Source organism: Pigmentiphaga sp. (genome assembly GCF_019689535.1).
Taxonomy (GTDB): domain Bacteria; phylum Pseudomonadota; class Gammaproteobacteria; order Burkholderiales; family Burkholderiaceae_B; genus Pigmentiphaga.
In genome coordinates this window covers 14,248-27,714 of sequence record NZ_JADGHH010000018.1, presented here as the reverse complement: position 1 = coordinate 27,714, position 13,467 = coordinate 14,248, and the positions used below count along the sequence as shown (strand labels likewise).

10 protein-coding genes are annotated in these 13,467 nt (G+C 65.4%); 4 read left to right on the top strand and 6 right to left on the bottom strand.

What is annotated here, in order from left to right; translation table 11 throughout:
- The 4 genes from IRZ12_RS03025 to atzF form a co-directional block, all read left to right on the top strand.
- Positions 1-485, top strand: a 485-nt coding sequence (locus IRZ12_RS03025) for a response regulator (RefSeq protein WP_296463964.1), incomplete at its 5' end; no start/stop codon positions are given.
- Positions 486-631: 146 nt separating this feature from the next.
- Complete coding sequence (locus tag IRZ12_RS03020; RefSeq protein WP_296463962.1) at positions 632-1,534, top strand: LysR family transcriptional regulator; 903 nt, start codon at positions 632-634, stop codon at positions 1,532-1,534.
- 22 nt (positions 1,535-1,556) lie between these two features.
- Positions 1,557-2,282: a fumarate/nitrate reduction transcriptional regulator Fnr gene (gene fnr, locus IRZ12_RS03015; protein ID WP_296463960.1), complete on the top strand. Its 726-nt coding sequence runs from the start codon at positions 1,557-1,559 to the stop codon at positions 2,280-2,282.
- A gap of 93 nt (positions 2,283-2,375) precedes the next feature.
- Entirely contained in the window at positions 2,376-3,998 is a 1,623-nt protein-coding gene (gene atzF / locus IRZ12_RS03010) for an allophanate hydrolase (RefSeq protein ID WP_296463958.1), read from the top strand.
- Between the two features lie 50 nt (positions 3,999-4,048).
- Here the strand turns inward: atzF and urtE are convergent, their stop codons facing one another.
- The 6 genes from urtE to uca are packed head-to-tail and all read right to left on the bottom strand — an operon-like array spanning position 4,049 to position 13,373.
- Positions 4,049-4,741, bottom strand: a complete 693-nt coding sequence (gene urtE / locus IRZ12_RS03005; protein WP_296463956.1) for an urea ABC transporter ATP-binding subunit UrtE — start codon at positions 4,739-4,741, stop codon at positions 4,049-4,051.
- A 3-nt stretch (positions 4,742-4,744) separates the two neighbouring features.
- The gene (gene urtD, locus IRZ12_RS03000; RefSeq protein WP_296463953.1) at positions 4,745-5,596 is read right to left on the bottom strand and encodes an urea ABC transporter ATP-binding protein UrtD; all 852 of its coding nucleotides are present in this window, start codon (positions 5,594-5,596) and stop codon (positions 4,745-4,747) included.
- Entirely contained in the window at positions 5,593-6,810 is a 1,218-nt protein-coding gene (gene urtC, locus IRZ12_RS02995) for an urea ABC transporter permease subunit UrtC (protein WP_367181574.1), read from the bottom strand. The genes urtD and urtC overlap by 4 nt, the downstream gene beginning before the upstream one ends.
- The gene (urtB, locus tag IRZ12_RS02990; protein WP_296463951.1) at positions 6,807-8,408 is read right to left on the bottom strand and encodes an urea ABC transporter permease subunit UrtB; all 1,602 of its coding nucleotides are present in this window, start codon (positions 8,406-8,408) and stop codon (positions 6,807-6,809) included. The genes urtC and urtB overlap by 4 nt, the downstream gene beginning before the upstream one ends.
- Positions 8,409-9,698, bottom strand: coding sequence for an urea ABC transporter substrate-binding protein (urtA, locus tag IRZ12_RS02985; RefSeq protein WP_296463949.1), 1,290 nt, complete (start codon positions 9,696-9,698; stop codon positions 8,409-8,411).
- Positions 9,699-9,731: 33 nt separating this feature from the next.
- Positions 9,732-13,373, bottom strand: coding sequence for an urea carboxylase (uca, locus tag IRZ12_RS02980; protein ID WP_296463947.1), 3,642 nt, complete (start codon positions 13,371-13,373; stop codon positions 9,732-9,734).
- Positions 13,374-13,467: the final 94 nt, after the last annotated feature.

Genomic DNA, 13,467 nt, shown 5'->3' with positions numbered 1-13,467 from the left:
CGCTGAGCGTGCACAGCGAAGGACAGGGCAAGGGCTCGACATTCACCCTCACCCTGGACGACCCCTCCGGCAGCGTGCCGCACCCGCCCGCACCCGAAGAACGCCCCGACTCGCCTTCCGCGGTGCGCCCGCCCAGCATCCTCCTGGTGGAAGATAATGTCGACACCGCCGAGGCCATGCAATTCCTGCTTGCCGAGTACGGGTACCACATAGACATCGCGGAGAACGTTGCCGCCGCCCGCGCCCGCATCGAATGCAAGCGCTACGACGTGCTCGTGAGCGACATGGGCCTGCCTGACGGCGACGGCATCGACGTGCTCAGGCACTACGCGCCGGCTGCCGACCAAATGGCGATCGCGCTGACGGGGTACGGCATGGAGGCCGACGTGCGGCGCAGCCTCGACGCGGGCTTCGCCATACACCTGACCAAGCCCCTGGACATCGACCACCTGCTCAACGTCTTGCGGCATGGCCGCCGGTCCTGACCTGCGCGGCCCGGACGGCGCATGAGTTGTTTAGGATTCGGCTAGAATGAGCTGCAAATTATTTACTAATTTGCACAAATGACTGTGCCCCCCGCCCGGCGAACCGCCGCGGCGCCCCGCGCGCCGGGGGGCACCCGTTTGCTCCCATGGACCGCTTCAAGCAGATCGAATCCTTCGTCTCGGCCGTCGCGAGAGGCAGCCTCTCCGCGGCCGCCCGCAGCGAAGGCGTCGCGCCAGCGGTCATTGGGCGGCGCATCGACGCGCTCGAAGCCCGTCTCGGGGTAAAGCTGCTGATACGCACCACGCGCAAGATCTCCTTGAGCCCGGAAGGCGCAGAGTTCTACGAGGAGTGCCAGCAAATCCTGCAGGCCCTGGAAAACGCAGAGAACGGCGTCGCCGCTGGCGGTGCCTCCCCCAAGGGGCATCTGCGCGTCACGGCCCCGGCCGGATTCGGGCGGCGCCACGTCGCCCCGCTCCTGCCCCAACTGCTGGAAGCGCATCCGGGCATCCGAGTGACGCTGGACCTGAACGACCGGCTGGCCGACCTGGTAAACGAAGGCTACGACTGTGCCATCCGCATCGGCGATCTAGCCGACTCCAGCCTGGTCAGCGTGCGCCTGGCGGACAACCGCCGCATGGTGGTGGCCGCGCCCGCATACCTGCGGCGCCATGGCACGCCCCGGCATCCGTCGGACCTGGCCAGGCACAACTGCCTGTCGCTGGGAGCCAGCGGCAGCCAGACACGCGGCTGGCTGTTCACGATCGACGGGAAGGTGACGCCGCAACGGGTCTATGGCACGCTAGAATGCACCGACGGCGCCGTTCTTCACGCCTGGACGCTGGCAGGCCTGGGTTTGGCGTGGCGTTCGCTCTGGGAAGTCGCGGACGATCTAAAGCAAGGCCGCCTCGTCACCGTGCTCGACGATTTCGCTGCCCCGCCCAACGGCATTTATGCCGTCTATCCACAACGAAAACACCTGCCGCTGCGCGTACGGGTCTTCATCGACATGCTGCGGCAGCAATACGCCGAACGCCTCCCCGGGGCCTAGCCCGCTTATAAAGATTCCTCCCATGAACAAGCGCATCCCCCTCACCGCCGACGCTGTCCGTTGTTCGACCTGCGGACTGGGTCAATTCTGCCTGCCCATCGGCATGGAGCCCGAAGATGCGAGCCGGATGGACGAGCTCGTACAGGAACGCATCCGGATCCCGAAGGGGCAAGCGCTTTTCCACACCGGCGACACCTTGGACGCCGTCTACGGCATCCGCTTCGGCACGTTGAAAACCTTCCTGGAACGCGCCGACGGACGCCAGCAAATCACGGGCTTTCACCTCGCCGGCGAAATCGTCGGCTTGGACGGATTGGCGGGCGCGCGGCACGCCTCCACCTCCGTTGCCCTGGAAGATAGCGAAGTCTGCGTCATACCGGTGCGCGACCTGTCGTCCGTCGCCCATCGCCTGCCTTCGTTGCAACGCCAGCTCATCCGGTTGATGAGCCGCGAAATCGAGTGCGACCAACAGATGCTGCTGTCGCTGGGCGCCATGCGGGCGGAGGAACGCCTGGCCCTGTTCCTGCTCAACCTGTCGGAGCGCCTGGCTGCCCGCGGCTACTCATCCTCGGTGTTCGTGCTGAGGATGAGCCGGCAGGAAATCGGCAACTTCCTCGGCCTGACGCTGGAAACCGTCAGCCGCCTGTTTTCCCGCTTCACCAAGGCGGAGCTGCTGCGCATCAGGCGCAAGGAGATCGAGATCGTCGACATGGAGGGTCTGCGCCGCGTCGCTGGCCTTCCCTGCTAAACGCCGTGCCCGTCTCACCCTTCCGCAGGCTCCGCCCGGGCGGCGGTGGTACATCCTTTGCTTGAGCAGGGTCGTCTTCTCTCAGGGATTGCCATGTCAGCCTGGATTCGCCGTATCTCCCCCGCTCTCGCAACCCAAGCCTCGGGGCCGCTCGCCAACGTCCGCGTGGCCGTCAAGGACAATATCGACGTGGCCGGGGTACCCACCACCTGTGCCTGCCCGGACTTCGCCTATACGCCCGCGACGAGCGCCGTCGTGGTGCAAAAACTGCTCGATGCCGGTGCATCCATCGTCGGCAAGACGAACCTCGACCAATTCGCGTGCGGACTCAACGGCACGCGCTCCCCTTTTGGGGCGGTTCCCAACGCCTTGCGCCCAGAATACGTCAGCGGCGGCTCGAGCAGCGGCTCGGCGTGGGCCGTGGCCACCGGCGAGGCCGACGTGGCACTAGGCACGGACACCGCCGGTTCGGGTCGGGTTCCGGCCGGCTTCAACAATATCGTGGGCCTGAAGCCCTCCATCGGCTTGCTCAGCGCCAAAGGGGTGTTTCCCGCCTCGCGCAGCTTCGACACCGTCAGCATCTTTGCCCGCACCGTGGCCGAGGCCGTAGACGTGCTCAACGTACTGGCCGACACCGGTGCGGTCACGCCAGACCTGCGCGCGATGCCGGAGAATTTCTGCTTCGGCGTGCCGATGCGTCCCGAGTTCGCCGGGGACGTGTTGGCTGCCGAGGCCTACGAGGCGGCTTGCCGCCGGCTCGAGTCGCTGGGCGGCACCGCCGTGCCCATCGATGATGCGCCGCTTGCCGAAGTCGCCTCCTGGCTGTACGAAAGCGCGCTGGTGGCTGAGCGGTATGAAGCGATCCGCGACTTTTTCGATGCCCGCCCCGAGGCCGTCATCGAACCCGTGCGCACCATCATAGGCGGCGGCCGAAAGTACAGTGCGGCCGACGTCCTGGCCATGCAAGTCCGGCTGGACGAAGCACGCGAGCGGCTGGCGGCGACCTGGCGCGACATCGACGTGCTCGCCGTCCCGACTGCTCCCACGCTGCCCACGATCGCCGCCATGCTGGCCGATCCCGTGGACCTGAACCGGACGCTCGGCCGCTACACCAATTTCGTCAACCTGCTGCGCTGGGCGGCACTCGCCGTGCCGGCCGCGATGCGCCCCGACGGCCTGCCGTTCGGCATCACGCTGATCGGACCGTCCGGATCCGACTGGCGCCTGGCGCAGCTTGGCCAGCGCTTCCATCACGCGACGGGCCTGCCCCAGGGGGCGCTGGGAACACCCCTGCCTGCGCCGCGAGAGATCGCTCCCCCCCTGAAAGACGCCCTGCCCATCGCAGTGGTCGGCGCCCACCTGAGCGGCATGCCCCTGAACTGGCAGTTGACCGAGCTCGGGGCGCGCAAGCTGTGCGAAACTCGTACCGCCCCCGAGTACCGCCTGTATGCGTTGCCTGGCACCACGCCCCCCAAGCCGGGCCTGGTGCGCGTCGGCCCGGGCGGTGCGGCGATCGTGGTCGAAGTCTGGAACCTTCCGCTACATCACGTGGGCGCCTTTCTGAAACAGGTTGCCTCGCCACTGGGCATAGGCAGCGTCGCCCTCGAGGACGGCACGCTCGTCCACGGGTTCGTCTGCGAGCCATGGGCCGTGGCGGATGCTCGCGACGTCTCCGAATACGGCGGCTGGCGCCGCTATGTGCAAAGCCTCGGATAAGAACACGGGAACGCGGCGCAGGAAGCTTGGCGTTCGGCGCCCGCGCCGCGTCAGACCGCGATCATGCTCCTGACGTCGCGCTGGGACATCAAGGCGGCCTCGCCGCCGTCGATGATCTCGCCGCGACGCATGACCCAATAATGGTCCGCGAGCTCTTCCGCGAAGTCGTAATACTGCTCCACTAGCAGTACGGTCAGCCCTTCCTCATCCACCAAGCTGCGCAGCGCACGGCCGATATCCTTGATGATGGACGGCTGGATGCCTTCCGTGGGTTCATCCAGGATGAGCAGCGAAGGCTCGCTCATCAACGCGCGTCCGATGGCCAATTGCTGCTGCTGTCCGCCAGACAAATCTCCCCCTCGCCGGCGCTTCATCGAGGCGAGCACCGGGAAAAGATCGTAAATCCGCTGCGGCACCTGCCTCGACGCCTTGCGGCTGGCCGCCCCGATCAGCAAATTTTCTTCCACCGTCAGGCGGGGAAAAATCTCGCGTCCTTGCGGCACGTAGGCGAACCCGCGCTCCACTCTGGCGTAAGGCGGCAATCCCTCCACGGCATGCCCGTGCCAGCGGATGTGCCCGCTGCGCGGCGCCACCAGGCCCATCAGCGTCTTGAGCAGGGTCGTCTTGCCTACGCCGTTACGCCCCAGGAGAACCGTCAGCCGCCCCGCCTCTGCGGTGAAAGAGACGTTGCGGAGAATGTGGCTGCCGCCGTAGAACTGATTGAGGCCCGAGACTTCCAGCATGCGTCATCTCCCGAGATAGGATTCGATGACGGCTTCGTCGGCGCGGACGGAAGCCAGCGTGCCCTCGGCCAGTACCCTGCCCTCGGCCATCACGGTCACGCGGCCAGTCTCGCCGGCCAGCGCCGCGACGAAATCCATGTCATGTTCGACCACCACGATGGAACATGAGTCCTTGAGTCGCGCCAGCAGTCCGGCCAGCTCCATGGTCTCGTGATCGGTCATGCCCGCCACGGGCTCGTCGAGCAGCAATAGACGCGGTTGTTGCATGAGCAGCATGCCGATCTCCAGGCGCTGCTTTTGCCCGTGCGAGAGGTCGCCCGCCAGGCGATAGGCCTCGGACTCCAGGTGCAGCATGCACAGCACCTCTTCGACCTGCCGCTGCGCCTGGCGATCGAACCGCGCACGCAATGACGCCCACCAGTCCTTGCGCGTGTTCATCGCCAGCTCGAGGTTCTCCCAAACCGGGTGCTGGCTGAACACCGTGGGCTTTTGAAACTTGCGCCCGATCCCGGCCCGCGCAATCGACGGCTCGTCCATCTTCGACAAATCCATGGTCTGCCCGAGAAAGACCTTGCCGCAAGTGGGCCGGGTCTTGCCCGTGACGACGTCCATCATGGTGGTCTTGCCGGCGCCATTGGGGCCGATCACGCAGCGGAGTTCCCCTTCGTCTATCGAAAGCGTCAAGTCGTCGAGGGCCTTGAAGCCGTCGAACATGACGGTAACAGCCTCTAGGTAGAGGATGGGCCCGTGGGATACGTCGATCTCCCCGGCACGCGCCAAATGCCCCAGGCCGGTGACCGACCCGCTTGCATTCGTGCCGGCCTGCAGGTCGTCGACAGTCGCCCGGGCGCTCATGCGGCATCCCCCGCCCGGCCACGCCGAAGCAGCCCCACGATGCCGCGCGGCAGGAATAGCGGCACCAGCACGAATATCGCGCCGAGGAAAAACAGCCAATATTCGGCGAAATGCGTCGTAAATACGCTCTTGGCGCCGTTGACCGCGAATGCGCCGACGATGGGCCCGAACAACGTGCCGCGGCCGCCCACGGCAACCCAGATTGCCATCTCGATGGAATTGACCGGGGACATCTCACTCGGATTGATGATGCCGACCTGCGGCACGTACAACGCCCCGGCGATGCCGCACAGTACGGCCGACAAAGTCCAGATGAAAAGCTTATAGCCCAGTGGGCTGTACCCCAGGAACATGAGGCGCGACTCCGCATCGCGTATGCCCGTCGCCACGCGCCCCAGCTTGGAGGTGACCACGGCGCGCGCCGCGAGGAAAGACAGCACCAACGCCGCGAAGGTCGTCAGGAACAATACCGTGCGCGTCTCAGGCTGCGTGATGCCGAAACCCAGGATGCGCTTGAAGTCGGTAAAGCCATTGTTGCCGCCGAACCCTGTCTCGTTGCGGAAAAAGAGCAACATCGCGGCAAAGGTCATGGCTTGCGTGATGATGGATAGGTAAACGCCCTTGACGCGCGAACGGAAGGCAAAAAATCCGAATACCCAGGCCACGGCAGCCGGCACCAGGATCACGAGCAACAGGGCATAGGCGAAATGCTCGGTGCCGTGCCAGAACCAGGGCAATTCTTTCCAGTCCAGGAAAACCATGAAGTCTGGCAAGTCGCTCTGGTAGTGGCCGTCCCGGCCAATGCTGCGCATCAGGTACATGCCCATGGCATAGCCACCCAGCGCGAAAAACAAACCGTGCCCCAGGCTGAGGATGCCGCAGTAGCCCCAGACGAGATCGAGGGCCAGCGCAGCAATGGCATAGCACATCAACTTGCCCACGAGCGTCATGCCGTAGGCCGACAAATGCAGCGGATGCCCGGCCGGAAGCACGAGCGCGCAAAGCGGCACGCCCACGCCCACCGCCGCCACCAGCACGGCCAAGGAGATCCAGGCGCGGCGCCCGAGCAAGGCCGGCCGCTCCGGCAGCGCCAGCTCGAATCGCGCAGGCCCGTCGCTCCCGGCGGGCAGGGTACCCGCCTGCGCGCCGCGCTCCCGGCGATCCTTCTGCCACTGCGGCGCCGCTTCGTCCAGAACCTGCCGATACGCCATCATGCCTCCGCGCTGCGCCCTTTCAAGGCAAAGATGCCCTGCGGACGCTTTTGAATGAACAGGACGATCAACACCAGCACTGCGATCTTGGCCAGGACCGCGCCCCAGAAGGGCTCGATCAATTTGCTGGCCATGCCCAGGCCGAGCGCGCCGACGACCGTTCCGGCGAGTTGGCCCACGCCACCGAGGACCACGGCCATGAACGAATCAATGATGTATCCCTGCCCGAGGTCCGGCCCGACGTTGCCAATCTGGGCGAGCGCACAGCCCCCCAAGCCGGCAACCCCCGCGCCGAACCCAAATGCATAGCTGTCGACCTTGCGCGTCTTGACGCCCACGCAGGCAGCCATGTCGCGGTTCTGCGTCACCGCACGCACGAATAGCCCGAGCCGGGTACGGTTGAGCACCGCCCAGGCAAGTGCAACGACGGCAAGCGAGAAAGCAAGGATGATCAGGCGGTTGTACGGGAGGATGAGGCCCGGCAAGATCGCGATCCCGCCGGTCATCCAGCCCGGGTTGGCTACCTGCACGTTCTGCGCGCCGAAGATCATGCGCACGGCCTGGATCATCAGCAGGCTCAGCCCGAAGGTCGTCAACAGCGTCTCTAGCGGGCGGCCGTACAAATGGCGCAGCACGAGGCGTTCGATCAGCAGCCCTGCCAGCGCCGCCACGGCGAACGCGGCAGGCACCGACAGCAAGGGGTACCAGTCGAACCATCCGGGCGCGTACCGCTGCACGGCTTGCTGGACGACATAGGTGGCATAGGCCCCGAGCATGAGGAACTCCCCATGGGCCATGTTGATCACGCCGATCAGGCCATACGTAATGGCCAGGCCGAGCGCTGCCAACAACAAGACGCTGCCCAGGCTCAGGCCGGAAAACAGGGTCGCCGCCAAGTCTCCCCACCACTGCCACCGGTCCAGCGACGCGATGCCCGCGCGCGCGGCGGCGCGGACTCGGGCGTCCGTCTCGTGCCCCCCGGACGGCTCTGCCAACGGCCGGAGGAGGTCACGCAGCTCGGGCTGCCGGCGGGCGACGACCAGGTCGATGGCGGCCAGCTGCACTTCGGGATCCGGATCATTCAGCGCAGACATCGCCCACAGGGCGTCCAGCCGGGACTTGATGTCCGGATCAGCCTCGGTCATCCGCGCCCGCTCGACCAGGGGCCGGAATCGAGCATCGGGATTGGCCAAGAGCGCCTCGGCGGCCGCGCGGCGCTGGGCCAGGTCCTGATCAAACAGGCGGCGCGCCGCGATGCCCCGCTCGACCAAACTGCGCAAGCGGTTGTTCAGCATGATCGGCTCGGCGGCCGCCGCTTCCCCCTCGGAGACCGGCATCCCGGCCAGCGCGTCGGCGCTGGCCGCGCCCGAGCCGATGATGATGCGCCCGGCTGCATCGACCGCCGCGTCCCCATCAGACAAGGCTTGCAGCAATGCAGCCGCGCGGGGATCCGGGTCGGTCGCCAACGCGCCCAGCGCTTGCTCCTTGGACGCGTAGTCGTCCCCGGCCAGGGCCTGGAGGTCTTCCGCCGTCAGAGCAGCCGCGCCGGCGTGCCAGCACAACAGGCCGCACACCAGCCACCGGAGAGCCGGGATACGCATTCACGCAACTCGCGCACGGAGATCTTCGTGCAGGGACACGACATCCGGCTTGCCCTTGTTGCCTTCGATATACGGACTCCACGGCTGTGCGCGGATGGGCCCCTTGGTGCGCCAGACGACGTTGAACTGCCCGTCCGCGCGGACCTCGCCGATCATGACAGGCTTGTGCAGGTGATGGTTACCGTCCATCGTCAGCGTGAAGCCGCTCGGGGCATCGAACTTCTGGCCGATCATCGCGGCGCGGACTTTGTCGACATCGGTGCTTCCCGCCTTCTCCACGGCCTGCTTCCACATGTGCAGCCCGACGTAGGTCGCTTCCATCGGATCATTGGTCACCGCCTTGTCGGCGCCTGGAAGCTTCTGTGACTTGGCCCATTCGGCCCATTGCTTCTTGAACTTGTCATTGGTGGGATTGCGCACCGACATGAAGTAGTTCCATGCCGCCAAATGCCCGACCAAAGGCTTGGTGTCGATGCCCCGCAGCTCCTCTTCGCCAACCGAGAACGCGATCACGGGTACGTCAGAGGCCTTCAGGCCTTGGTTGCCGAGCTCTTTATAGAACGGCACGTTCGAATCGCCGTTGATGGTCGACACCACCGCCGTCTTGCCGCCCTGCGCGAAACGCTTGATATTGGCAACGATGGTTTGGTAATCGCTATGGCCGAACGGCGTGTACACCTCTTCGATGTCCGATTCCTTGATGCCCTTGCTCAACAGGAAAGCACGCAAGATGCGATTGGTCGTGCGCGGGTAGACGTAGTCGGTGCCGAGCAGGAAGATGCGCTTGGCGCCACCGCCTTCCTGGCTCAACAGGTACTCCACCGCGGGAATGGCCTGCTGGTTGGGTGCAGCTCCGGTATAGAAGACGTTGCGGGACATTTCCTCGCCTTCGTACTGTACCGGGTAGAAAAGCAATCCGTTGAGCTCCTCGAACACCGGCAGCACCGACTTGCGCGAGACCGAGGTCCAGCAGCCAAAGACTGCCGCGACCTTGTCTTGCGTCAGCAGCTGGCGCGCACGCTCGGCGAACAAAGGCCAGTTCGAGGCAGGATCCACCACCACGGGCGCGATCTTGCGCCCCAGCACGCCGCCCGACCGATTGATCTCGTCGATGGTCATCAGCGCCACGTCCTTGAGCGACGTTTCCGAGATCGCCATCGTGCCAGACAAGGAATGCAGTATGCCGACCTTGATGGGCGATTTGTCCTGCGCCCAGGCACGCATCGATACGCCCGCCAGCGACATGGCGCCTGCCAACGAACCCAGTTTGAGAACCTCGCGTCTGTTCATTTGCTTTCCTCGGGTGGTGCAGTGGCTGAAAAATCAGGCGGCAGGCTTGAGCGACACCAGGGGATCCCCGGCGTTGATCAACATGCCCGTCCTGCAGTGAAAGGTCGACACGACGCCGTCGCGAGGCGCCGAAATGTGGAACTCCATCTTCATGGCCTCGAGAATGAGCAACGGATCGCCGGCCTTCACGACGCTGCCTGGCTCGGCCAGCAGTTTCCAAACGTTGCCGCTGATGTCTGCCGACACCACGTGGGCATCGGGCTCGGCCAGCTCGACCTCGAGCGGCCCCGCGGCTGCCGTTTCCGCCTGCGCGGCTTCATCCTCGGCCTGCCAGCGCGCGACTTCGGCCTCGAAGGCCTGCTTCTGGCGCGCCCGGAAGTCCGCCAGCTCGGGTTCGATGGACTTCAAGAACGCGTTGTACTCGCGCAGGTCGAACAGTTCCTCGGTGATCTCCACCGACGTGCGGCCGGCGCGGAAATCCTCCCGCATGCGATCAAGCGTGGGCTCATCGACAGGGTAGAAACGTACCTGGTCGAAGAACTTCAAGAGCCACGGCTGGCCGTCGATGAACACTTTGTTCTTCAGGAACTTGTTCCAGATCGGCAGCGTCCTGCCGACCAGTTGATAGCCTCCCGGCGAGTCCATGCCGTAAATGCACATGTAGACGCCGCCTATGCCGACCGTGCCCTCGGCCGTATACGTGCGCGCGGGGTTGTACTTGGACGTGAGCAGCCGATGGCGCGGATCGATGGGAACGGCGCAGGGTGCTCCCAGGTAGACGTCGCCCAGGCCCAGCACCATGTAACTGGCGGCGTAGACGATGTCGCGCACCTCCTCGACCGACGACAGGCCGTTGATGCGGCGGATGAACTCGGTATTGCTGGGCAGCCACGGCGCCGTGTCCCGTACCGACTGGCGATAGCGCGCCACGGCGTCCAGCGTGGCGCTGTCTTCGAATGCCAGCGGCAGATGCACGATGCGGCTGCGCACCTTCATGTCCTCGACGGCCGGCAGGCTGGCCTCGCGCGCGAGCAAGCCTTCGATCAAGTCGCGCTGGTGGATGATGCGGCTGTCGTAATGGATCTGCAGCGAACGCACGCCCGGAGACATTTCCAGCACGCCCGGTATGGGATCGGCGCGCAAGGCCTCCATCAGCGCGTGGACACGGAAGCGCAGGTTCAAGTCGAGCACGTTCTCCCCGTACTCGATCAACACGTATTTGTCGCCGGCCTGCCGATAGACGGCCTTGGGCGTGGCACCATCGCCGGCGACCTCCGCCAGGATGGTTGGCGACGCAGGCGTACCCCGCACCGGCGTGAGCGGCGCATGGACCGCGGTCAACGGGGGCAACGGCAGGTCTTCCAGCGTCTCGACGATGCGATCCTGAGTGCGCTCCAACTCCAGCGCCTGCTCGAATGAGATCGGCACGAAACGAATTTTGTCGCCCGGCTTGACCTGGCCGACCTTCCACAATTCGCCCTTGACGATCGTGACCGGACAGACGAAACCGCCCAGGCTCGGCCCATCGCGGGTGAGGATGACCGGCATATCGCCCGTAAAGTTGACGCTGCCGATGGCGTATTCGCAATCATGGATATTGGACGGGTGCAGCCCGGCCTCGCCACCGTCCGTGCGCGTCCACGTGGGCTTGGGGCCGATCAGCCGAATGCCGAGCCGGTTGGAGTTGTAGTGCACCTCCCAGTCGGCCGCAAAAAAGCCGGCGATGGATTCCTCGGTAAAGAAATCCGGCGCGCCGTGCGGGCCGTAGAGCACACCGATCTCCCACCGCGTTCCGTAAGCCGGCACCAGGGATGCAGGCAATGGTGCTGGCTCGGCAACGGGAGGCGGCGTCGTGCTGCCTGCCAGCGCCGGGTTGGCGATGGTGAGCATGTCCGCACTGCGCAGCGGCCGGCCGGCATGTCCGCCAAACTGCCCCAGTGCAAAAGTCGACTTGCTGCCGAGATAATCGGGAACGTCGATGCCGTTGCGAACCGCGACATAGGTACGGCAGCCGCTCGAGACGCGGCCGACCTTCAGCACCTGGCCTGCGGCCACCTGCACCGGCTGCCAGAACGGCACCGGCACGCCGTCTAGCGTGGCGTCGGACGGCGCCCCGGTCAGCGCGACAACGGTAGCGCTGTGGAACTTCATGCTCGGCCCGATGACCGTGCACTCCAGCGCGGCCGCGGATGCGTGGTTGCCGACGATGCGGTTGGCCAGGCGGAACGCCCAATCGTCCATGGGCCCGGAAGGGGGTACGCCGATGTCCCAATAGCCGACGCGCCCTGGATAATCCTGCACGGTGGTATAGGTACCCGGCTCCAGGACCTCGATGGTCGGCGCGGGAAAAACGAAGCCTTCCAAGAAACGCGTGGACAAGCGCCCGTCCTGGAACTCCGCGCTGGCCGCGACTTGGCGCAGGTATTCGAGATTGGTTGAAATCCCGCCCAACCGCGTGGCCGAAAGCGCGGACTGCAACCGGGCAATGGCCTGCGCGCGATCGCTGCCGTGTACGATGAGCTTGGCGAGCATCGGATCGTAATGCGGCGAGACCTCGGTTCCGGTATCGACCCAGCCGTCCACCCGTACGTCGGCGGGGAATGCCACTTCCGTCAGTACGCCCGGCGAGGGCTGAAACCCCTTGAGCGGGTCTTCCGCATACAGCCGGACTTCGATGGCCGCCCCCGCGGCGAGATACGGCTGGTCGAGATCGGGCGGTTCGCCGGCAGCGGTGCGTACCATCCACTCGACCAAGTCCACGCCCGTCACGGCTTCCGTAATGCCATGTTCGACCTGCAGGCGGGTATTGACCTCGAGGAAATAGAATTCGTCACGCCCGGCGTCGTAGATGAACTCCACGGTCCCCGCCGAGCGATAGTTCACGGACTGCCCCAAGCGGCGTGCCGCTTCCAGCAACCGCTCGCGCGTTGCGACCGGCAGACCCGGAGCAGGCGTTTCTTCGATGACCTTCTGGTTCCGGCGTTGGATGGAGCAATCGCGCTCCCCCAGCACGGCGACCCGGCCACGGCCATCGCCGAAAATCTGTACTTCGACGTGGCGCGCCTGGTCGACGAAACGCTCGACGAACACGCCAGCGTCGCTGAAAAAATTCTTGCCCAGCCGCTGCACCGACTCGAATGCGGCCACCAGCTCCGCTTCGTCCTGGCATCGCATCAAGCCTATGCCGCCGCCGCCCGCGGTGCTCTTGAGCATCACGGGATAACCTATGCGCGCCGCCCACTGCCGGGCTTCCTCCAGGTCGGCCAGCAATCCGGAGCCCGGCGCGAGCGGCACGCCTGCGCGGTGCGCGAGCTCGCGCGCCGCATGCTTCAAACCGAAGTCGCGCATCTGCTGCGCGGTCGGCCCGACGAAGCTCAACCCAGCCGCCTCGCATGCCTCAGCGAAATCCGCATTCTCGGAGAGAAAACCGTAGCCGGGAATAATGGCCTGGGCGCCGGTGCGAAGCGCCGCCTCGATGATCCGGTCTCCGCACAGATAGCTTTCCGAAGGCGCCGCCTTGCCGATCGCCACCGCTTCGTCTGCCAACCGGACATGGGCACTGTCGCGATCCGCTTCTGAGTAAACAGCGACGCTTCGGATGCCCATGCGGGACAAAGTACGGATGATGCGTACGGCGATCTCGCCGCGATTGGCAATGAGAACGGTGTGGAACATGACCTCTTCCGGCTGAGATGAACGGCCTGTTGCCAGGCCCACGGAAGAGGATTTAGCAATCGCTGTGCCATGCGTGAAACGACGCACAAGGTCG